The organism is Paenibacillus lacisediminis, assembly GCF_046567315.2.
On record NZ_JBKIAX020000002.1, the window covers coordinates 374,325 to 394,713 of the forward strand.

The following is a 20,389-nucleotide window of genomic DNA, read 5'->3' on the forward strand; positions in this document are numbered from 1 at the left end:
TTGAGGCATACGGTGCGATATGCTTAAGGAGCCGGCGGCCACCGGCTCCCTGCACAATAAAAATTCACATCTCCAGCTCTTCAATTTTTTTATTCAACGTGTTCACTTGGTACATTTCTATTACCTTGCCCGATTCATCTTTTCTATTCACGATCTCGACTTCCGGGCCGGCTTCTAGTTCTTCGTTCCATTCCACACTGCTGTTAAGCTCTAGAAGTCTCGTATCCTTCAAATGCAAATAATCCTTGGTAAGCTCGAGAGGATCGTATCGTTTTAATCCCTGATAAGGATCCCTAACGAGTATTCTCTCCTTATCATATACTTCATTCAACTCATCAATCGCTTGCTCCAAGCTTAGCCGAATATGTATTTCATCTTCTAAAAAAGTAACGGTTCCCTTCCCCTTCCCCGCATCGTCATCAAATATAAAATCAGCCTTGTTGTCCACCAACTGAAAATCAGCCGTTGAATCCGTCAATCTGCCTGGATTATATAAGAATATGCTAATAGCCCCTTCATTTTTGCGATTTTCATTCACAGATATCTCTATGCTATTTAGACAATCACTGCACGTATATTGATTAAAATCTGCATCTGTCCATGATCCCTGATAATTTTGCAATTCTATTTTTGCCGGAGCTTTGGGCTCAACAACCATATTTTCTTTGCTTCGGTCTGTATTACATGCAACCAACAATATTAGCAAAAACAAACCGCATATTAACTTGTATTTCATCCGAATCACAACTTCTTTCTTAATATGCTAACTTTCACATCACCACATCCTGAAAGCCCACTTCAATATCTTGTCTTCTTTCTATGTAATAATCCAAAAGTCGGGTCGTTTATGATCATTTCAAAACCTCCTTTTCTGCATTTATATATTATATACCACCAATACGGGGTCCAGCTAAAATAACAGCCTTTCCCGCCCCCTTACGGGAAGCGGAAAGGCTGTGACAATTCCTTCATCGCATTATTGGAGTTTTTTTAGTTCATTAATTCGACAACGTGGCTTGCTCCGCCGCCGGTGCTGGTTCAAACGCTCTGCGGTTCGTCCGCCCCACAACAACAGCCATCGCGCTGGCCACAGCCGCCAGCAGATATATCCACACCACGCCAAAAAGGTCCGCAACCACGCTCATCAACATTAAGGAGATTCCGTAAATTAAACTTAGCACCGTGTACTGCGCACTGAACACTTTGGGCAGCAATTGCGGGTCAACGCTTCTTTGCGCCAGCGTTCTTCTGCAGATATTGGAAAGCTCCGTCATCGGCCCGGTCAGAAACACAATAAGCAAAGCGATGACAGGCACGGTGTTAACAGCGTACAAGGCTGTGATTACCGCATAACCGGAAGTCCCAAAAAGCAAGGCGGCGACAATTTTGTTTTCCAGCCGTTTAACCAGCATAATCAGGACGATACCACCCAGTACCGACCCGCCAAAATAACTCGCGTTGATATACCCCCACCATTGTTCGCCTTGTTTTAAGACATCGATCACGAAAACGAGCATAAAGGAACCGGCCCAGACCGCCCCCCCAAATTGTTCGGTGGCATCCATAATCAATAGGGAGCGAAGCCTTCTTGATTTCCAAAGGAGTACCCAGCCTTCCTTCAGCGCCTGCCAATCCGAAGATTCGGCAACGTTATGCCTCTGGCCGCTTCTCAGGCTCCATACGGAGGTTCGCGGGGTCTCGGTTGGATCCGTAACAAAAATGGTGAATATCATGGCAAATCCATAACAAACTGCTACAACGCTTATAACGTTGAGCGGCCCGGCAAAGGACAGCAGAATCCCGCCAAAGGCCCAGCCGGCAAATTGGACGATTTGATCGGATGTGGAAATCAGCGTATTCGCCTTCATCAATCCGCTGTCATCCACCAACCGGGGAACCAAAGCATTGCGTGATGGCGTTGACCAGCCGTCGAGAAATGATAGAAGCAACACAATGATAAGGATAAAAATCAAGTTCGGCCCGCCGGATTGATCAAACCATAGATACACCATCAGACAAGCGAAAAGTACAAATTGCCCCATTTGCGAGATGAACAACAAAGCAGGCAACCTGAATCGGTTGATCAAAAGCGGGGCAAAAAAACCGCTGATCAGGCGCGAGATGACCGTGATAAACGGGATTAACGTAGTCACAATAATCGATCCGCTAGTATCCAGCACCAATATCGTTAAAGCGAGCGTATATAACAAATCGGCCATGTTGGCTATGGTTTGCGTACTCCATAAATAATAAAAGGATTTATGATACATGCCGGAACCTTCTTTGCCTAATTCTTTTTCTTGTGAATTTTCAAATCCTCACTGTATTTATAAATTAGAGACGGGCTGTCTATGATATGATTTTGCAAAGTTTTGGCCACGGCGTTTTCGCTTTGAACCGCGTAACAATACTGACAGTTAAACTTGCACGTATTGTATACGCCTACGTCTACCGCTGCGGTGCAAAGACAAGTATCCCGCTGATTTTTATCTTTGGCATAATCCAGATCCCGCCCGATGATGCTTGAAAGGAGCCGGGCATCAATACAACTGCCATGACGAATCCCGCAGTGATCCAAATCGGCGGCTTCCGAGCAAGTCTCCACAGAAATACTGTGAGCGGCTCCAATACGGCTTATGTTTGCGGCAAATTCGTCCATTCGTTCTCTATAATCGGGCAAAGTAATATCGGTGCATAACACCGCATGGTTTTGCTGCAGTTTATTAAATCTCGCCACGGTTTTCCCGTAATAATCCATAAAACTTATCACCAATCGATGGGTGTACCCTTCCAGTTGGCCAGCTAAACGTTCCAGGCGTTCAAGATGGTACTCCACAGGGGTGATATTGCTGATGATGATCGGATCGTATCTCCAAATGACCCGGTTTGCCCCAAGCCGCTCGCTTAACTCGCGGAAATAGTCCACGCGGTTCGCAGCGGGGGGCAAATTAGGCTCAAAAATTTCCGGATAATCATTTAGTGTGTATTGAAAATAGTACATGTAACCTTTATCGTCCAATAGAGACAAATGCTTCATGAACGGTTTGGGGTTTTTGGTCCAAAACACCATGCCGTCCACATCTTCGGGCAATAGGCTAAAGGCCGTTACCTGCTTGTAATTAAACGGGTTGACCCGGTGAAAATACCCTTCGGCAATTCTGCGCATAAACCAATCTCCGAAAAAGGCCGGGATGTCCGTTCTTCTGCTGGCGCTAATAATCAACTTTACTCACCTTCGGTTCACCATAAATTCAAGTTCGGCTGCTTATCTTAAAATATTTGCTGGATCAAACCTTCCCCAATCCGCGCGGACGGAACAAACCGCGGTTCTTCAAATAAAGGAATGTACATTTTAAACAAGTAATCATCCTGAAACAGATAGGTCCCGTATTCCCATGAATCCGGCTCCTCGCCCTCATCCAAGACAATCGAATCATGCTGAGCTCCGGACAAATCATAGGCATATATTTCGGCTTCAATCAGGGTAATGCGGGAGCGGGTAAGTTCAATCGCCCTGGAATGAACCGAAAGATCGTGGGTGGTAATAAGCCAATTATTTCCTTTTTCCAAAAAATGTTCAATCTCTATCCGGCTTAAAACAGCTCTTTGCGTCATTCTTAAATGATACCACCCGGAACATTTCGACGTGTTTCGCGGATAGCCGGCATCACAGTTTTCCTTCTCTTGCAAAAACACGTTCCGTTTAATTTCGTTCCCCGTATCGACCACCAGGTTGCCCCTCGTTTTAAGCGCTCCTTGCTCTACCGCAGAACTTAAAATATTCAGCGCGTTTTTGTCAAACAGGTAATCGTCGCCGTCGAGCTCGATAAGAAATGAATCTTCGTTTGGCACCAGCAGATGGATCATGTTATAAAAATTTCTGGCCGCGTATTTTCTGGACTCGTTTTTAACTAAGCAGTAGTCCACTTTGTGCTGCCGGAGAATAGATTCCACTTCATCCAGGACGTCATATTCCGAAGCATCGTCAATCACCGCCACTCCAATATCGTGCCGTCCGTTCTGCTCGCAGATCGAAGCGACGCAGCGCAGCAGCTTATGCCGCTGATTTCGGCAGCAAATGGAGAAGACGAACCGGTTAACCAGCGGTTTTCCGGCAATCACATTTAATTGGTTTAGCGTGTCAGGAATTACAGGCGTCTTCATCATGTGGGAAACCTGGTATAATACTTGCCCTAACCGTTGCCGGAACATACTTATCGCAGGCGGATTCCCGATCAAAGGATTGGCCCCGCGAACCATAAAGTAACGCAAGATCTCACCCGAGCATCCATTGCTGGAATAGAACAGCCCCGTCTTGTCCCCGCGGCTCGCCCGCCTATTCAAATCCCCGCTTTTAAACGCATCGTCCAAAACCATAAACCGGGCTTTGCGGGGAAGTTCGTCCGGCCGCATCACGCTCAGATCCGCATACTCCAGCGAAGTGGGGCTAACCTTTGGTTTTTGCGGAGACAGAGAGACAAACAGAATATTCATTTCGGATGTAATTAGCGGACAGTCCAACTTTTGCATATGTTCGATGACCACATCTTCATCCAGCAAATAATCTGAATAAATGACCGCATGGGGGCTCCCGCTCAGATCCAGGTTGCACTCCGAAAACTCAAACTGAGGTACCGGCAGAATATCGGACGGTATCTTATACCCCATAGTGAGTTCAACCAACCGCCGCTGTTGTTCATCCTGGTAAATAACGTAATCCGCCAATTTAACGAGCGGGATGGTTAGATAGTTTAACTCAACGACGTAAGCGACGACTTTTTTGCCGTAGAAGGAACAATAATCTTGTTGGAACACCTCTGCGGTATGATGGTCCACGATCAGCAGCACTACATCGGATTGCGGCAAGTCCGTCCATTCCGCCTCTTCTTCCAGCTGGTCCATAAAAAAGTCATTAATCATGCGGCTTGTTGGCGGGTAGATAGAAACTTTCACGGCTAACACCCCTCTATAATTAAAAGAACTGCTCTTTTATGGCTTCGGCAATCTGCTGCACACCTTTAAATTCACCTACGATATGGGACAATTTCGCGGTTTGGGCCCGGGCGAAATCCCGGCTGGCATCCGCCGTGGCGATCTCGCCCAAAGTTTTGCCCGCAAGCGCGGAAAGCTCACGCAAAAAAGGCGAAGCCTCCCCAGTCAGCTCGTCCATGTATCGCTGGTAAAAATCTTCGATCTTAAATTGCCGGGCCTCCGGAAATCTGGTGGACAACATCAGCTCGGGGAACGCCTCCCAGTCGGCCTCGTCGGATACTCCGTTGCGATATAAGGTCATATAGTTGGTATAATTGCCATCATGCTGTTCTGGGAGCACCAAGAGAGGAACTTCGTAAGCCAGACATTCAAACATCGTCGCCATCCCTGCGGGAGCAATGGCCAGCAAACAATCATCAAGCCGCTGCAAAAATTCCGGATGAGCCAAGGCGTAAACGTTCTCCGTCCGGAATACTTTTTTTACCGCATCGGCCAGCGACTCATGCACGGCGAAAATGATCTCATGTCCAGTTCCGTATCGGTCCAGCCCTTCTCTTAAAATGGAACGAACGAAAAGGATATAAACGATCAAATCCAATTCGGTCACATAGGGATTGATCATGCCGGAAAATGAAATTAAAATCGTGTTCCTCTGCGGCAAAGCCTTCCGATAAGATAAATCCACCATCGGATCCACGAACTGAATTTTGTCCGCAAAACCTTCCAGACTAGCGGGAAGCCCCTGATCAAACCGCTGCAAAAACACCTTCTGAGCAAGGGTATACATCACGCTATAGTCAAAATATCCGCCGAAATGTTGGAGTTTATTGCGGATCTCGCCGATGCTCTCCTCTTTGTCGATCGCCGAAACCGAAGATCGCAGCAACGGTTCTTCCCATTCCCACATCCAATACAAATTGTCTATACTGACGGAGGGAACATCCTGCTTATAAGCCCATAACAAAACATCAGGCTCCATCACGCTGATCACCAGGTCATAGTTTTCTTGTATGGAATGATAGCTATCGAACACCCGATGAAATTGCGTTTTATGCCGTAAGGCAAAATCAAGCGCAACGGACTCCCCGACAAAATCCACTTCGGCAAAATCTCCGATTTCCCGAAGCAGTAATCGCAAGGTAGCACAAGGCCCATATCCCCAAGCGCCGGCGCCCGTTAAAATTTTCATTTTTTTCACAGGTATCACAACCTTATCCGCGATGGATCGCGATGATGAAATCAAATGGCGTATTTGGCCGGTTCGCTTGCCCTTACACGCTCCGCTGTCATCGCCAATTCGACAGCTTCCGCAGTCGAAGCAGCAAACCTAACTTCCATATTCCTGCGTTCATCAAAATATTTGCCTTCGTACAAAAAGCCAGGCAGCTTATCCGCCCAACCGCCCGTACCCGAAAGCACAATGAGGGGAACCTGTTCCAGGTAAGCCACCGAAGCTTCCCCCAATGTTCCGTTTCCTCCCCCCACCATGATCACGGCATCGCTGGACCTGATGGCGAGCGAGCTTCTGACATCGTACCCCATCCCCGTGGGAATAATGATATCCAAATAAGGATTGGCTTCCTGCTCAATATCCCGCGTAGCCAGAAACCCGATCGTTAACCCGTTATGGCGTTTAGCTCCCTTGCATGCCGCCTCCATCACTCCAGGCCCGCCGCCGGTGACCAGACGCGCTCCCCTTACGGCGATCATTTCTCCTACTTGCTCCGCAAACTCCAAGGTTTCCGGGATTTCATCCTTCCATTTGCCGATCACGCATATGTTCTTGACCATACCAGCTTCTACTCCCCTTTAGAAGTAATTCTCGTATGCCCGTCCGCAGCAATCGTCGAATAGGATTTAAGCTTGTCCATCTTTTTCCGAAATTCAGTTTCGATGTCGATGTTAAAGGCAACGCAGTTGCCAAGCAGCAAAATGAGCAAATCGGCATGTTCCTCCGCTAAATTCCCCTTATGTTTTGTGAGGCAGGAACAGATTTCGCCTACTTCCTCCATGATCAAATTCATGCGAAACAGCGGGTCCTCTCCCCCATTGTTTTTAAAATTATGCCGCTCATGAAGTTCCCGCACAGCTTCCAATAGATCATTCAAAGTCCGCTCTCTCCTCTCTCAACTGCCGCAGGATCTGCTTATCCGCTTCGCTCATCAGTTCTTCACTCGTCAAAATAACGTTGTTTAATACCAGATATTCGTTCCCGCAAACACTGCATTTCAGCAGTCCGCCTTGAACCTCAGGTCCTGCCTCCTTAAACTCCATTTCGGAATGGCCGTTTTTGCATACGACCAACTCGAACAGGCTTTTGCTTTTTGTACTAACTCCCATACTAATCCCCTCTCTCGATGGAAAAATAATAGTGGATATAATTTTTATCCTCTCCAAGCTGACCATGATCCAATATGGAGAACCCTGAACGCTCCAGCATTTTGTGTACACTTTCAATGGATTTGTAGTTCGCCGGCGCCCCATATTCATATTTGATGGAATGAAAATATCCGCGGAACAATTTCTGAATCGCAGAGGAACGGTCCGACGGAAACAAATCGACAATCACGGCTTTTCCCTTCTTGCTTAACAATCTTCCAATTTCACATAAAGCTTGCTTTTGGTTATAGACGCTATGAAACATAAAAGCGGAAAAGATCGCATCAACGCATTGCCCGTCCAGATGAATTTCCTCGGCGGAAGAATTGATTAAATAATCGTATACATTCTTTTGGGCGGCGATGTTTAACATTTCACGCGAAATGTCCACGCCGATCAAGCTGGCGTTGGATCTATTCCTGACCTCTTTACCAAGGACACCGGTGCCAACCCCCAATTCTATGGCCGTCCGGCCTTCCCGCAATTCAAGGGTATTGGTGATTAACTCCGCCAGCTCCGGGTAAGAGTAGCCCCTTTTGATCAATTTGGGCACGACTTCATTTTCGTATTGAGGCGCCCAGCTATTGAACGCTTTGTAAACCCGTCTCATGTAATACTTCCGAATCATGATAAGCATCCTCCCTCCGTTCGATTAAGGAGCTGTACTTCCCCCATACTTCCCGCCTTTGGCATGCGGCGACGACATATTCCCCGGAAACGTCGAAATCGCGCGTAAAAACCAACATTTTCTCGTACAGTTTCAGCAGAGCGAAGGCCTCGGAATATTTTTCCTGGTTGTAATCAAATAGTTTTTGCAGCCCGCCTATATCTTTCATGAACGTCATATAATCGTAAAAATTCGCAAATTTAAAAATAAAACGCTCCTTCCAAATACGGTATGGAAAAAGCCCTCCTTCCATCAGGACCTCTTCCAAACTGTCCAGCGAAAACCGGCCCAGCACATCTTTGCCGTTCTCATCGAAGGGAAATATTTCGCTTTGATAATTACCTCCGGGCACCATTAAAATGATAATTCCCTCGGGTTTCAGGTATTCCCTGATCTTTCTTAATACAAAAACGGGGTCATGCAAATGATGCAATACCTGCTTTAAGATAATGACATCAAAACTGGCTTGTCTAAAAATACCGTCCTCTATATCCCCTACAACGTATTGAACGATATTATTATGGTTGCCCAGCCGGTCTATTTTGGCCTTGGCGGCCTCGATCATATCCTTGCTGATGTCAAGTCCGACGATGCGGCAGCGGTCATAATGCGAAGCGATATGTTCCAGCAGTTTACCCGATCCGCACCCAATCTCCAAAATCTCCTTTCCATTGCCTAATTCGAATTCCAGCTCTTTCATCATCGGGTTGTCGCAACCTTGCACTTCCTTGATGTGGATCCCTTTCTTTTCCCATTCCTTGGCCAATTCCTTACTAAATACGTTTCCAACCTTTAGGCTCTGCACACTCATTTTCGTCACCTCATCTAAATTTGTGAAACATATCACATGTAATCCGATGATGAAAGACGTTAAATCGAGAACATGATGCCATTAATGCCGTTTGTGGGAGTAGATTTAGCAAGTAGAAGTAGAAGTTTTGAAAATTACGGTTGGGAGGTCAATAGAGTAGATTTTGGGAGTGTCATAAATAATATATAGCATATTTGTAAATATATATCAACAACTACCAAAAAAACGCGAACCTTGTTACAACCCTGCAAGAAAAGGCTTGCCTACTTCACTATCAAGTAGAACAAGCCCTTTTGTAAAAGGATATTTTGCGCCTAGTGTATCTCCGCTTAGGAAAGCAGCGGGATTCTGTCCCGGTAGCGTTCAATCAGCCGCCGGTTGTGGTCGTCGGCGCCGTCGATATTGCCGCTTAAATAAACGGGCGGCTCGTAGCCCCGCTCGATCATATAGCGAACCGCCTCGGCAAAAATCCCGTTGAGGATCGCCGCTCCGATCACCGTCGACGTCGGCGTGAACGGAGTCGCCAAGTCCGGGTGGGTCAGCACGGCGTCGCCCTTAGCCGAGTAATTGTCGATGACGAGATCGACGGAATTGAACAAATGCTTGCCGCTCACGTGCCGGGACGGCTGGCTTTGCGAATATTCCAACGAGGTGATGCCGATTGTGAACGCGCCCTTTTGTTTGGCGATTTGCGCCGCGTCGACCGGAACCGGATTGCGGCCGGAGGTCGACAGCACAAACATGACCTCGCCCGGCCGGATATCCTGCCCGTTCATGAACTCCTCGGCCAGCCCGTTCTGGCGTTCCAGCTCGGAGGAGCGGACCGCTCCCTCATGCAGCATCAGCTTTTCCACGAAAATCGGGTGAATCGGCACCAGCCCGCCGGCCCGGTAAAACACTTCCTCGGTCAAAATATGCGAGTGCCCGCAGCCAAACAGATGGATAATGCCGCCGTCCATAATCGTTTCAGCGGTCTTGCGGGCCGCCTGGCCGATTTGCTCCGCTTCCTGTTCCTCGACTTGCTGCAAAATGCGGCGGATATGGTCAAAATAAGTATGCAGCATCGGCAATCACTGCTCCTTCCCGCTTTGTAATCGCTGCTTGGCCCCCTCGATCATGGCCGTCATCGTGTTTAAGGTCGCTTCAATGATCGCTTCGCCCTTCTCCTTGGTGGCGATCGCCGCGTTGCCGAGCACGGCCGTCGAGGTGAATTCCTCCCAAGGCGTCGGCGTGCAGTCGGCCTCGATCCCGATATTCGGAATGTCGTTCAGCGCTTTGTCCATGTTCACATACTCGCCGGCCAAATAGAGCATATACGAGGTTTCCAGCTCGCAGGCATGAAAATAAGAACCATGCGAAGCCGGGGTTTCCCGCACCCGCTCGATCGCCTGCTTTGACCCGGGATAAAAGAAGTAGTACACTTTCAGCTCCGGGTAATCTTTGTAAAGCAAGCGTGCCGCTTCCTTTAGCGCCACCGCGTTGCCGAGGTGCCCGTTTAGCATCACGTAAATGCGCAGGCCTTGGCGGTAAAGGCTTTCCCCGATGTCATACAGCATCCGGATCAGCGCTTCGTTGGAGACATTGATGCTGCCGGGAAAATTTTGCAGGCTCCACACCTGGCCGTAAGGAAGCGTAGGAAGCACAAAGCTTTCCGTACGCTCCGCCAGCCGGCGGGCCAGCCGTTCGGCCAGCAGATTGTCCGTACCCAAAGGCAGATGGGGGCCATGCGCCTCCACCGCTCCGATCGGCAGGATGGCGCAGGGCATGCGCTTGATTTTTTCCGCGATGTCGAAGGCGTTTTCGTCTTGAAAAATCATCCTGTGCGCCTCCCTACTTTTTAAAGGCAAAGCATCTTGCCGGATTCGTCACGAAAAATTTATGAATCAGCTGCTGCCCGTCAAAGCCGGCCCGGTCGGCCTCGTCCACAAACCGCGGCACCCACTTGGCGATGATATATTCCAGCCCCGGCCCGTAGTCGTAATGCTTGTAATAGGTTTTGCGGGCCGTATCTCCACTGACGAGAATCTGATCCTCATAACCTTTTTTGACGAGCTCGAGAATCAGGCTGATCCGCGTGCTTTCGGGAGCATATTTGATTTTGGCGATGCCGTCAAAGGACAGGAACGCGCCGGTTTTGGCAATTTGCTCATGGTAATACGGGTCCGGATTGCGGTCCATATGGCCGAGGCTAAGGTAACTTAAGTTCACATTTTCGCTGCGCAAAAGCTCGATTTGCTCCAGCCCCATCGTACCGACCTCGGTATGCGAATGGACCGGCGCTTTGGTCTCGTGGTGGGCGCGGGCGACGGCGCGCAGTGTTTTTTCCTCCAGCGGTGTAATCCGGTTATAGCCTGTGCCGAATTTGACTTGACCGGCTTTGAACGGCGTACCCTCCAGCCCTTCCTCCACCTCGCGGATGACAAAATCGGTAAGCTCATTGATGCTTTTGGCTTCGATCCATTCGTAATAGGTTTCATAGTTGCCGATAATTGGCTTCAGCTCGTCTTTAACCTTTGCGTCCCAGAGAAAGCTTTTGTTGAAGCCGGCGGTGCCGATGATGCGCACCCCGGTTTCCTTCATAATATTGTGGACCGCCGGTACATCCCGGCCGTAATCGACCGCTGTCGCGTCGACGATCGTCTGGCCGCCGTGTTTTTTAAAATCAAGCACATCGAGTTTGGATTTTTCCGGATCGTCCAGCAATAAATCGTCCTCGCCGCGCTCCGACCAGTGGGCCGGGCGGCATACGATATGCTCGTGGGAATAGGTGAACCCCATCTGTTCCGGGGCGATGTCCGCGTCAAGCGTTCGTACGAAAGTCATGGTGATGTTCCTCCCAATTTATGTGTAATCTTTAGAACAGCAGCCCAGCCAACAGCCGAATGATCGGTCCGAGAATGAACATATCGGAATCGGCGGCCCACATCGCCGTATCCGGTACGGTCGAGGAGATCAGATAGCGAACCATGATGAATTGGCCCCAGGCGACGATGGTGGCGGTAATAAATCCAGCCATGAGCGCGCCGCGCACCCCGCCGGTTGAGTTGCCGAATACGCCCGCCGTAGCACCGTGGAAGAACAGGACGATCATCGTCGGAACGAAAATATAGGCCACCGTATTGCCAAGCACAATAAGCCAGATCAACGCGCCGGCAAACGCCCCGATAAAGCCGAGAATGACCGCGTTGGGCGCATACGGATAGGTGACCGGAGAATCCAGGGCCGGCTTGGCGCCGGGGACGATTTTGGTTGCGATCCCATTAAACGCCGGAACCAGCTCCCCGATGAACATCCGCACCCCCAGCAGCACGATCGCAATCCCGCCGGCAAACGTAAGCGACTGAATGATGGAGTACATAATAAAGTTTTGTTCTCCCGCCTTGGCGATCAATTCCTGCGCGCCGGGCGTCCCCTTCATGGAGATGATGACTGCGCCGACGAAGAACAGAACCCCCATGCTGAGCGCCGTAATCACGTTGGAATCGCGCAGAAATTCAAGCCCTTTCGGCACTTTGATTTTCTCCGAATCGTTCTCTTTATTGCCGAGCCATTTGCCGAACAAGGCGCCCAGCAAAGCGACCGAAGCCGAGGTGTGGCCGAGGGCGATATTGTCGTTGCCGGTGATTTTGCGCATAAACGGCTGCGTCAGCGCCGGCTGGAACGTCCAGTAGAGTCCAAGGATAATCGCCAGGAAAAGCACAAGCTTCCATTGAGGAACCGCCCCTCCCGCCGTATGGACGACGATCCCCGCAAAAATGGTGGCGGTCCAGAACATCATGTGCCCGGTCAGGTAAATGTACTTGAACCTGGTGAACCGGGCCAGCAGCACGTTAATCAGAAAACCGAGCAGCATGGCCATGGTGACGGAGCTGCCGAATTTGGCGTTAAACGCCTCCTGGCCGAGAAATTGCCCCAGACTGACCGATTGCAGACCGAAAACTTCCTTCCACATCGGTTCAAACACGTTCAGCGCGCCGACGATAACGCCGGAGCCGGCCGAAATGATCAGAAAGCCGATCACCGCTTTAAACGTGCCGCTGATCACCTGGCTCGTCGTTTTCTTCTGCAGCAGCAGACCGATCAGCACGATGAAGCCAAGAAGAATCGCCGGCGTTCCGAAAATATTGGTGGCTATCCAGAAAATAACGTTCATTTAGCCTTCCCCCTAAAAGTTTTGTGAGCGTTACTTCCTTACAAGCTTTGAACAAAACTCGTTTCGGAAGCATAGGCTCATTTTTACATGGCCTCTTTCAAATTTTGTTCAATTTCCTTCAAATCAAAGTAATTGTTGACGATCACGATTTTGGCCGCGTGTCCTTGCAGGCTTTGCGCCAGCTCATTGCTGGTGATAATGTAATCGGCCGACATGCCGGAAGCCGTGGAGACGTCCGTATGCTCCACATCCGCCTGGACGCCCATCTCTTTTAAAACCGACTCCACGTTCATCCGCAAAATCAAACTCGTTCCTTGTCCTAATCCGCAAACACATAAAATTTTCATGGCGATTCCTCCTGTAATATAGTTTTTCTCGCTGCCGGACTGCCGGTCATTGGATGATCGACTCAATCTCCTCGGCGGTTTTGGCCTTCTTAAGCGCATCTACGTTATCCGCTTCATTAAGCAGGGTGGTCAGTCTGCGCAGCAAGGCAATGTGGTCCGAGCTGGAAGAAGAGCCGAGCGCAAACACAAGCTCAACCGGATCGTTCTCGGGATGCCCGAACGCAACCGGATGCCGCAGCCGGACGAAGGAAACCGAAGCTTCCCGGACGCCGTTTTCCGCCTTGGCATGCGGCAAAGCGATATGCGGCGCGATGACAATATACGGTCCGGTATTCTTGTAGGCCGATACCATGGCCTCGACGTAGCTGTTGTCCACGGCGCCGCTGTCAACCAGCAGTTGTCCGGCCGCGCGGATCGCTTGCTCCGCATCCTCTGCCTCGATATCAAGCGATATGAGGCTCTTTTCCATAAAATGCATGTTCAAAAACTCCTCCTTAGGTTATCCATCAAGTCGCGGAATATTGTAAAATCATGCGGTTGATTTCCGCTTTTTTATCAGTATTCCCTAATACCTGCCTGTTTTGTTCATCAACGAGCAGGTTTACAAGCTGCGAAAGTGCCTTCAGATGGGATTCCCCATCCGTCCCGACAACGACGATCAGCAGGTTTACGAGATGCCTGGCCTGGCTGCTGAACGCCACCCCCTTGCGGATGGTCAGCAACGCCATGGAAGCCTTGGCGGCTCCGTCCTCCGGCCTGGCGTGGGCGATGGCCACACCGGGCGCGGCGACGATATAAGGGCCGTATTGATTCACCTTATCAATCATGGCCTGCACGTACCTGTCGGAGATGGAGCCGTCCTGCAGCAAAGGCTTCGCCGCCACCCGGATCGCCAGGCGCCAGTGGGAAATTTCTTCCCGGATCGTGATCCGCGAAGGAGTCAAAAGCTCGCCCAGCGCCGGCTTGAATTCTTTCGGCGCCGGCGGTCCTTTGGCCGCCGTCAAATAACGTTGTATATCCTCAAGCAAGGCTTCCTTATCGGTAATCTTTGCGTGTTTGCCAACCAGTTCAACGATCGCTTGCGCGGAAAGCCCCGGCTGCTGCCCGGCTCTGTGCTCAAGGTAAGGGGCAACTTGCCCCAGCAAATGCGCCTTTTCCGCATCGCTCATAATCGCGTTCAAGATAAACACCGGAACCCCGCTTTCGGGAAGCGGCACGGTGGAAAACAGCAAATCAACCTTGCCTTTGAACTTCTCGTATTCGCGAAGTGAAAGAACGTCTGTTAGGTCGATCGAGGGGAACAATTGCTCCAACTGGTTCTTCAGCATCCGCGAGGCCGAAACCCCATTGACGCAAACGACCGCCGCCCTTTTCCGCGGAACAGGCTCCACCTGCTCACGCCGCAGCCAACCGCCAAAGTGCATCGACAAGTAAGCTATCTCGTGTTGATTGAGCGGTTTCTCGAACACTTTTTCCAGCGGCTGAATCGACCTTTTGGTTAATTCGTACACTTCCCGGTATTCTTTCATCATCGTGCCCGTCAGCGGATTCTCGATACTGAGGCCGTATTTGGTCCGGTAAAAAACCGCTTTGACATGAAGAAACAATTGTTTCTGGAGCGCTTCCCGGTCCTGGAAGTATACGCAGCCGTTTTTTTCGAAAAGGCCGATCATCTCCTCTGTCGCCTGGCGCAGCCGTTTGGCCTCCAGCGTGTCGGACTCCACCTCCACCCGGTTCACCTTGGCGGCAAGCAGGTACACGGTAATGTAGCAGATTTCATCTTCGGGAATGTCGATGCGGAAGAGCTCCCCCAGCTTTTCGGCAATTTGCGCAGCAGCTTTGTATTGAAGCGTTTCCTGCAAGGCTGCTTTTTCCTCTTTGTCCATCTTGACCGCGTTGCCTTGCGTGAGCCGGGTGGCGGAAAGCCAGAGCCGAACCGTCAGGTGCAGGATTGTCTCATCCGTCAGCTCCATGCCGATCAATTGCTCGCCGGAAACGATCGTGTCGTATACGGAAGCCATCTGCTCTTCGCGGAAAGCCGGGAAATGTCTTTTGAACAGGTCCGCGTGGATCAAACCGTCAATGGTCGCGGAGAAGTTATTCCAGTCGCCATACGGAAGCAGTTCAAACAGAAAATGAGACAGAGCGGCTCGCAGGTCCTTTTCATTTCCTTGGATAAAATAGCCCAGCTTGCGGTCAAATTCGAGGGTCAGCCCGTATCCGGCAAGCTCGTCTTTTAATCGCTTCAGTTCGGCGTGGGCGGTGCCCCGGCTGACCTTCAGCAATTCTTCCATATCGTACAGAAACATCGGCCCGCTCCGGTAAATCAGCTGCAAACAAAGCAATGCTTTGCGTTCACTGCGGGACAAATAGTATTGCTGCGGCTGCACGGTTTGCGCTTTGGCCGGAAGCTGCGTCCGCGATGTGTCGGGGAGCAGAAACCCCGTCCCGCGAACGTATTCGACGGGGGCCAGGCCGCTTTCGCGCAGCCAGTCATTGATTTTATCCATATCGTAATAAACGGTGCGCTTGGAGACATGGAATTTATCCATCAATTCTTGAACCGGCACATACGCTTTGGTCTTCTGAAGCAAGGCAAGCATCGAAGAACTGCGTTCGTCAAGTATGCTTCACCACCCGCTTTCCTAAGTGGTAGTTCAAAAAGTCATCTTTTGAAGATATAAGAAAGAAGTAACATCTAAGTGTCGGCTTCCTTATATCGCAAGAATAAATTACCGCTATAGGCGGTCTGGCTTCCGAGAAGGTACATCGATAAATATTTTTCTTATCACGAAGCAGGTCATGCAGTGGACTCGACATCGAATCTTGAATTCAGCCGGGCCTTCCGTTGCTCACGTACCCAAAACGTACGCTCCTCTCCTTTCGTCCCTAGCTTCATCCAACCTTCTCGGTGCTGAAAACCTGACTTTTTGAACCTCACAATTATAGAGGTAGTCCACCCTAGCTATAGAAAGTCTCTCTCTTTGCAGATCATTATACGCAAGGCGTTTGGTATTAAACAGCGCAATTATTGTCCCCTAATTGTTTGCAAAATTATACGGTGAGCGGGCTAGTAACATAAGTTGAACTAAAGAAAGGCGAGAGCTAGGCAAATGGGTAGAATATTGAGCCTGGAATATCGGCCGCTTGTTGTGCATTTCAGCCAATCCCTCTATTTCTGTTGCACTCCCTTTTTGAGCGAAAATAAGGACCTTTTTTACCGCTATTCCCGGAACCTCCACAAAAAACGCTGGCCGTCTGCTCCCCCTTCATACTCACGGCTGCCCTATCACGTAATCAAATAGTTAACTACTATAGATAAAAAGTTGATCGTTCGATGATATGGTTGATGGTATGCTTAGAGGTGCGAGGTGGACAAGATGAGCCATACATTGTTGATCGTTGATGATGAAGCGGATATCGTCGAACTGCTGAAGGATTATTTTGAAATTAACGGGTATTTCGTGCTGACCGCGGGCAATACGGGGCTGACCTGATGCTTCGTCATAATACGGTAGGCAATACGGAGGTTTTTTTGGCGAATATCGGCATCGTGCTGCTTGTTCCGATCTTCACACCGGAGCAGGACAAGGACATCCGGGATCTGGCGGAGACGAAACGTACTCCTCCTGGCGACTTGTTTCATTAGAGCAGCCATAAGACGGCTTAGGTAGCGGAAAATTTCTCGTAAAATGCTTCAATCCTGCGGCGGGTCGTAATATAATGGTATGCGATCTTTTATTGTTGACCCAAAGGAGAAATCTTCACGTGCAAATGAAATCAGAACTGTTCGTTTCAAATATAAATTTGGCTTCCTTCTCGACTTATCATATCGGCGGTGACGCCCGCTGGTTGGCCGCTCCGAAGACGGCCGAAGAAGTGCTGACCGCTTTAGAGCAAGCTTCGGCCAGCGGCTTGTTGCCGTTTCTGTTCGGCATGGGTTCCAATCTGCTCTTCCCGGACCAGCCAAGCAAAGAAATGTTATTTATTTCCCTGCGGGAGCAGGTGGATTTCTATACAAGAGGAGGACGGCTGTATGTCTCCGCCGGTACGCCGATGTCGCTGCTGGCACTGCTTGGACTATATGCGGGGCTTCCGGATTTCGAGTTTACCTTTTTGTTGCCCGGCACGCTGGGAGGCGGAATCTACATGAACGCCAAGTATTTTGACCGCCAGATTTGCGATGTCCTGGATACGGTGTACTACATCGATCTAACGGCGATCGGCCTGGGCATTCAAGCGATTGCGGGGAAAAGCTGCGAGTTTGCCTACAAAAAATCGATTTTTCAGCGTCATCCCTGGGTGATTGTCGGAGCCGATTTAATAACCTCCCGCCCGATCGCTCCTGATGCCATCGCCGCCTGCCGCAAGCAGTTGGCCGCACCGTCGCTGAGCATTTCAAGTCTGGCGGATTTCTCGGCTTATTTTATCCGGCAATTTGAACAGAAACCGAACCCTTCCGCCGCGGCTTCAGCCGCGTTAAAAGGAATCATCGCGGATCGGACGGGAAAACATCACTTCTCTTTTCCATCCTGCGGTTCGGTCTTCAAAAACAACTACACCATCGGGCAGCCGATCGGCAAACTTGTGGAAAGCCTGGGCCTCAAAGGAACGGAGCGCGGCAAAGCGGTCATTTCCCCCACCCACGGCAACGTCATTCAAAACCGCGGAGGCGCGAAGGCACAGGATGTATTGGACCTCATAAAACTGGTGCAGGAGGAAATTTATACACACTACGATTTTGTCCCTGAGCCGGAAGTGGTGATTGTATAGCAACGTTAGATAAACTTTTCAAAAATTAAACAGCAGTCCGAAATGACGCTCCGCCGCTTCTTTAGTTTCCAGCTCTAATTCATCTTCCCAATCATGATCCAGCATCCCCCCGTATATACCGAGTGAACCAGCCCTATGCAGTTCATAATGAACTCGCGTAGTGGCTCGGGGTCGTTTTTTTCGCCGGAAGCGATGATGAGGCTGCAAAGCTCCTGCTCAAAACCTTGTGTATTAAATAGAAATCCCAAGTTGACGGTAAGTACATAAGCAGCTCGGTATATTTCCACGCCTCCTCCTCGTCAGCCGTATTTGCTGGTAACGCGCTCATCCCTGAAGTAATTAACGTGTGGTAACTCCTTGCGTTATTTGCAGGCACCAAAAAATATCGATATGTACAATTCTGGAAGTCACTTCATGGTTCACAAGCTTGGGAGCGCCGATATTTTTCGTAATATGGTTATGGATGCTCTCCATTTCAGCTAAACTCAATTGTGCAGGGTTCATCATTTTACCACATTCCTCGCTCAATCTCAGGTCGGGGATAAGAATGCTATCAGGATTTTTTGCGAGTTGTTCTTTTATTTTGGTTCAAGCCGGCAACAGACCGTGGCCTGAAGCGAGACTCGTTATCCGGGGGCTTTGCACGATTATCCCGTTTGATCGGGTGACTTGGCTTCCTGAACCAGAGGGATAATCGTGCAAAGTGATTTGGAGAGACAACACCCCTCTATCTCCGTCATCTTTTATTTTGTCAAGCACTGATTTTGGTCTTGAGCCTTTATTTTATGTATATATTTTTTAATGTTCATAATACTGAATATATCTTTCCTGGATAGGCGTCCATTCATCATCCACAATTTCAACTTCCAGCAATTTGGATTTATACTCCAGTTTGGCGATGAACAGGGCGCAGAAATCGCCGCCGGTAGGATAATAGAATAAGCCGTAGCCTTTAGGCGAAATAAGCTTATTCACTTCTTTGATCTTTTCCGGCACATATTCATACTCAAACTCCCCCAACTCCTCGAGTTCCTCTTCGGAAGCCAATTCAAGGTTATGAGCGAATTCATAATCCAAAATATAGTTCACAATCTCTTGATTCTCTTCACCTCGATGATCGAGATAGAGAAATCGCTTCGTAGCAAATCCGTAATCTACTAAGTCCGAGTACTTGTCTAGTATATCGGGGTTATTTAACAAGTCTTGATCTTCTTCGAAAATAAGCGGGATGAGCGTTTTTTCTGACATTTTAAAGTCCTCCTGGTGGGTTATGTAGGATGATTACTATTATCATCGAAACAACTCTTCATGTTGGTTAGGGATATACTCGGGGTAGTTCTTCCGGTAGAAATGATCGATCAGACGCAGCATCGGGTCCCACTCCGGGTACGGTTCGGGGTTGCTGATCTCCATTTTGGCTTCCGGGTTGTTCATTAAAAAATCTTCAAAGTGCTCGGGAACCGGCAAGCCCTGCATTCTCCGCACATGAATCAGGAACAAAATTTCATAGGGATAAAATCCGTATCGATAATCGCCAAACTCATGAAAATTCCCTATTTCAGAAGCCTGCACCGAATGAAATAATGACATGCTGCCGATCAATTGGGTGATCTCTGTTGGATCAGACGTCGACCATCGATCCAATACGTGCCGATACACCTCCAGATCATCCGGTATCGAGCCGTGAGGCAGTCCGGCCTCCTTCAACTTTTGTTTCACAACGATATGTACGTTTTGATCGTTTCCCGCGATGGTCTTTTTTCTATATTGTAAATACAACTCTATCAGAAACCACACGTGTTTGTTCGGATCATCAGCGTTCAGAATGTTCCCGCCCAGGTGGTCTACTATAAAATCAAAGAGTATACTTTCTTCTTTCTCCCACCCAAACATCGTAAAATGAATTAACGCGACGATAACTTCTCTAAACGTATACTCCGTCATCATCTTTGGATACCGGACCTTATAAAGATCCTGCGCCATGCATTGATAGAAAACGACCATTTGCATGTGCTTTAATCCATCGGGCCGCTTCCCGCCGGTAATCAATACCTCGTTTTTCCATTGGGACAGGTAATAGGAAGATATGGAGTCTAAATCGATCAGCAATATATGATCTTTTTCTGTATTATTTGATTCTACTATATCAACGACTTCGCTTTTATCCTCTTCATAATCCTCTTTGACATCTTCAAACTTAATCCCATTCACAAAATTTTTACTGTATCTTTTGTACGCTATATTGAGTTTTTTCGGGTTGAGCATTC

22 protein-coding genes are annotated in these 20,389 nt (G+C 49.1%); 2 read left to right on the forward strand and 20 right to left on the reverse strand.

Features of this window, described 5'->3' with window-relative positions:
* Nucleotides 1-64: 64 nt before the first annotated feature.
* The 17 genes from ACLD72_RS05045 to ACLD72_RS05125 all read right to left on the reverse strand — a co-directional run bounded on the left by ACLD72_RS05045 (nucleotide 65) and on the right by ACLD72_RS05125 (nucleotide 15,952).
* Nucleotides 65-736: a hypothetical protein gene (locus tag ACLD72_RS05045; protein WP_410996351.1), complete on the reverse strand. Its 672-nt coding sequence runs from the start codon at nucleotides 734-736 to the stop codon at nucleotides 65-67.
* 262 nt (nucleotides 737-998) lie between these two features.
* A complete protein-coding gene (locus ACLD72_RS05050) occupies nucleotides 999-2,270 on the reverse strand; it encodes an MFS transporter (protein WP_410996353.1) in 1,272 nt (423 codons plus the stop codon).
* A 17-nt stretch (nucleotides 2,271-2,287) separates the two neighbouring features.
* The gene (locus tag ACLD72_RS05055; RefSeq protein WP_410996355.1) at nucleotides 2,288-3,223 is read right to left on the reverse strand and encodes a DUF1848 domain-containing protein; all 936 of its coding nucleotides are present in this window, start codon (nucleotides 3,221-3,223) and stop codon (nucleotides 2,288-2,290) included.
* A gap of 47 nt (nucleotides 3,224-3,270) precedes the next feature.
* Complete coding sequence (locus ACLD72_RS05060; protein ID WP_410996357.1) at nucleotides 3,271-4,953, reverse strand: glycosyltransferase family A protein; 1,683 nt, start codon at nucleotides 4,951-4,953, stop codon at nucleotides 3,271-3,273.
* Between the two features lie 19 nt (nucleotides 4,954-4,972).
* Complete coding sequence (locus tag ACLD72_RS05065) at nucleotides 4,973-6,181, reverse strand: hypothetical protein (protein ID WP_458475589.1); 1,209 nt, start codon at nucleotides 6,179-6,181, stop codon at nucleotides 4,973-4,975.
* Nucleotides 6,182-6,231: 50 nt separating this feature from the next.
* Entirely contained in the window at nucleotides 6,232-6,783 is a 552-nt protein-coding gene (locus ACLD72_RS05070) for a TIGR00725 family protein (protein WP_410996361.1), read from the reverse strand.
* Nucleotides 6,784-6,791: 8 nt separating this feature from the next.
* On the reverse strand, nucleotides 6,792-7,100 hold the full coding sequence (locus tag ACLD72_RS05075) for a pyrophosphohydrolase domain-containing protein (protein WP_410996363.1): 309 nt from the start codon (nucleotides 7,098-7,100) through the stop codon (nucleotides 6,792-6,794).
* Entirely contained in the window at nucleotides 7,093-7,332 is a 240-nt protein-coding gene (locus tag ACLD72_RS05080; protein WP_410996365.1) for a hypothetical protein, read from the reverse strand. Before ACLD72_RS05080 ends, ACLD72_RS05075 begins: the two co-directional genes overlap by 8 nt.
* A gap of 1 nt (nucleotide 7,333) precedes the next feature.
* Nucleotides 7,334-7,999 carry a class I SAM-dependent DNA methyltransferase gene (locus ACLD72_RS05085; protein ID WP_410996367.1) on the reverse strand — a complete coding sequence of 222 codons (666 nt, stop codon included), beginning with the start codon at nucleotides 7,997-7,999 and terminating at the stop codon, nucleotides 7,334-7,336.
* Complete coding sequence (locus ACLD72_RS05090) at nucleotides 7,953-8,849, reverse strand: class I SAM-dependent methyltransferase (RefSeq protein ID WP_410996368.1); 897 nt, start codon at nucleotides 8,847-8,849, stop codon at nucleotides 7,953-7,955. The genes ACLD72_RS05085 and ACLD72_RS05090 overlap by 47 nt, the downstream gene beginning before the upstream one ends.
* A gap of 329 nt (nucleotides 8,850-9,178) precedes the next feature.
* The gene (locus ACLD72_RS05095) at nucleotides 9,179-9,913 is read right to left on the reverse strand and encodes an SIS domain-containing protein (RefSeq protein ID WP_410996370.1); all 735 of its coding nucleotides are present in this window, start codon (nucleotides 9,911-9,913) and stop codon (nucleotides 9,179-9,181) included.
* A 6-nt stretch (nucleotides 9,914-9,919) separates the two neighbouring features.
* Nucleotides 9,920-10,666, reverse strand: a complete 747-nt coding sequence (locus tag ACLD72_RS05100; RefSeq protein WP_410996371.1) for a creatininase family protein — start codon at nucleotides 10,664-10,666, stop codon at nucleotides 9,920-9,922.
* A 13-nt stretch (nucleotides 10,667-10,679) separates the two neighbouring features.
* Nucleotides 10,680-11,672, reverse strand: a complete 993-nt coding sequence (locus tag ACLD72_RS05105) for a phosphotriesterase (RefSeq protein WP_410996373.1) — start codon at nucleotides 11,670-11,672, stop codon at nucleotides 10,680-10,682.
* Nucleotides 11,673-11,703: 31 nt separating this feature from the next.
* Nucleotides 11,704-13,002, reverse strand: coding sequence for a PTS ascorbate transporter subunit IIC (locus ACLD72_RS05110; RefSeq protein WP_410996375.1), 1,299 nt, complete (start codon nucleotides 13,000-13,002; stop codon nucleotides 11,704-11,706).
* Nucleotides 13,003-13,085: 83 nt separating this feature from the next.
* Nucleotides 13,086-13,349, reverse strand: coding sequence for a PTS sugar transporter subunit IIB (locus ACLD72_RS05115; protein WP_410996377.1), 264 nt, complete (start codon nucleotides 13,347-13,349; stop codon nucleotides 13,086-13,088).
* A 46-nt stretch (nucleotides 13,350-13,395) separates the two neighbouring features.
* Nucleotides 13,396-13,827, reverse strand: a complete 432-nt coding sequence (locus ACLD72_RS05120; protein ID WP_410996379.1) for a PTS sugar transporter subunit IIA — start codon at nucleotides 13,825-13,827, stop codon at nucleotides 13,396-13,398.
* Nucleotides 13,828-13,855: 28 nt separating this feature from the next.
* Complete coding sequence (locus ACLD72_RS05125) at nucleotides 13,856-15,952, reverse strand: BglG family transcription antiterminator (protein ID WP_410996381.1); 2,097 nt, start codon at nucleotides 15,950-15,952, stop codon at nucleotides 13,856-13,858.
* 893 nt (nucleotides 15,953-16,845) lie between these two features.
* Here ACLD72_RS05125 and ACLD72_RS05130 point away from each other — a divergent pair.
* Nucleotides 16,846-16,998, forward strand: a complete 153-nt coding sequence (locus tag ACLD72_RS05130) for a hypothetical protein (protein ID WP_410996383.1) — start codon at nucleotides 16,846-16,848, stop codon at nucleotides 16,996-16,998.
* 125 nt (nucleotides 16,999-17,123) lie between these two features.
* Complete coding sequence (locus ACLD72_RS05135) at nucleotides 17,124-18,122, forward strand: UDP-N-acetylmuramate dehydrogenase (protein ID WP_410996537.1); 999 nt, start codon at nucleotides 17,124-17,126, stop codon at nucleotides 18,120-18,122.
* 142 nt (nucleotides 18,123-18,264) lie between these two features.
* Here ACLD72_RS05135 and ACLD72_RS05140 read toward each other — a convergent pair whose 3' ends face one another.
* From ACLD72_RS05140 to ACLD72_RS05150, 3 genes are all read right to left on the reverse strand, one after another.
* Nucleotides 18,265-18,498 carry a suppressor of fused domain protein gene (locus ACLD72_RS05140; protein ID WP_458475590.1) on the reverse strand — a complete coding sequence of 78 codons (234 nt, stop codon included), beginning with the start codon at nucleotides 18,496-18,498 and terminating at the stop codon, nucleotides 18,265-18,267.
* A 422-nt stretch (nucleotides 18,499-18,920) separates the two neighbouring features.
* Nucleotides 18,921-19,370, reverse strand: a complete 450-nt coding sequence (locus ACLD72_RS05145; protein WP_410996388.1) for a DUF6630 family protein — start codon at nucleotides 19,368-19,370, stop codon at nucleotides 18,921-18,923.
* Between the two features lie 42 nt (nucleotides 19,371-19,412).
* Nucleotides 19,413-20,387, reverse strand: a complete 975-nt coding sequence (locus ACLD72_RS05150) for a hypothetical protein (protein ID WP_410996390.1) — start codon at nucleotides 20,385-20,387, stop codon at nucleotides 19,413-19,415.
* Between the last annotated feature and the right edge of the window lie 2 nt (nucleotides 20,388-20,389).

Bases quoted from the DNA above. Each gene is read 5' to 3' on its own strand.
- ACLD72_RS05045 (WP_410996351.1), bottom strand. From the start codon at position 736: ATGAAATACAAGTTAATATGCGGTTTGTTTTTGCTAATATTGTTGGTT.
- ACLD72_RS05050 (WP_410996353.1), bottom strand. From the start codon at position 2,270: ATGTATCATAAATCCTTTTATTATTTATGGAGTACGCAAACCATAGCC.
- ACLD72_RS05065 (WP_458475589.1), bottom strand. From the start codon at position 6,181: ATGAAAATTTTAACGGGCGCCGGCGCTTGGGGATATGGGCCTTGTGCT.
- ACLD72_RS05070 (WP_410996361.1), bottom strand. From the start codon at position 6,783: ATGGTCAAGAACATATGCGTGATCGGCAAATGGAAGGATGAAATCCCG.
- ACLD72_RS05080 (WP_410996365.1), bottom strand. From the start codon at position 7,332: ATGGGAGTTAGTACAAAAAGCAAAAGCCTGTTCGAGTTGGTCGTATGC.
- ACLD72_RS05085 (WP_410996367.1), bottom strand. From the start codon at position 7,999: ATGATTCGGAAGTATTACATGAGACGGGTTTACAAAGCGTTCAATAGC.
- ACLD72_RS05090 (WP_410996368.1), bottom strand. From the start codon at position 8,849: ATGAGTGTGCAGAGCCTAAAGGTTGGAAACGTATTTAGTAAGGAATTG.
- ACLD72_RS05095 (WP_410996370.1), bottom strand. From the start codon at position 9,913: ATGCTGCATACTTATTTTGACCATATCCGCCGCATTTTGCAGCAAGTC.
- ACLD72_RS05100 (WP_410996371.1), bottom strand. From the start codon at position 10,666: ATGATTTTTCAAGACGAAAACGCCTTCGACATCGCGGAAAAAATCAAG.
- ACLD72_RS05105 (WP_410996373.1), bottom strand. From the start codon at position 11,672: ATGACTTTCGTACGAACGCTTGACGCGGACATCGCCCCGGAACAGATG.
- ACLD72_RS05110 (WP_410996375.1), bottom strand. From the start codon at position 13,002: ATGAACGTTATTTTCTGGATAGCCACCAATATTTTCGGAACGCCGGCG.
- ACLD72_RS05115 (WP_410996377.1), bottom strand. From the start codon at position 13,349: ATGAAAATTTTATGTGTTTGCGGATTAGGACAAGGAACGAGTTTGATT.
- ACLD72_RS05120 (WP_410996379.1), bottom strand. From the start codon at position 13,827: ATGCATTTTATGGAAAAGAGCCTCATATCGCTTGATATCGAGGCAGAG.
- ACLD72_RS05125 (WP_410996381.1), bottom strand. From the start codon at position 15,952: ATGCTTGCCTTGCTTCAGAAGACCAAAGCGTATGTGCCGGTTCAAGAA.
- ACLD72_RS05130 (WP_410996383.1), top strand. From the start codon at position 16,846: ATGCTTCGTCATAATACGGTAGGCAATACGGAGGTTTTTTTGGCGAAT.
- ACLD72_RS05135 (WP_410996537.1), top strand. From the start codon at position 17,124: ATGAAATCAGAACTGTTCGTTTCAAATATAAATTTGGCTTCCTTCTCG.
- ACLD72_RS05145 (WP_410996388.1), bottom strand. From the start codon at position 19,370: ATGTCAGAAAAAACGCTCATCCCGCTTATTTTCGAAGAAGATCAAGAC.
- ACLD72_RS05150 (WP_410996390.1), bottom strand. From the start codon at position 20,387: ATGCTCAACCCGAAAAAACTCAATATAGCGTACAAAAGATACAGTAAA.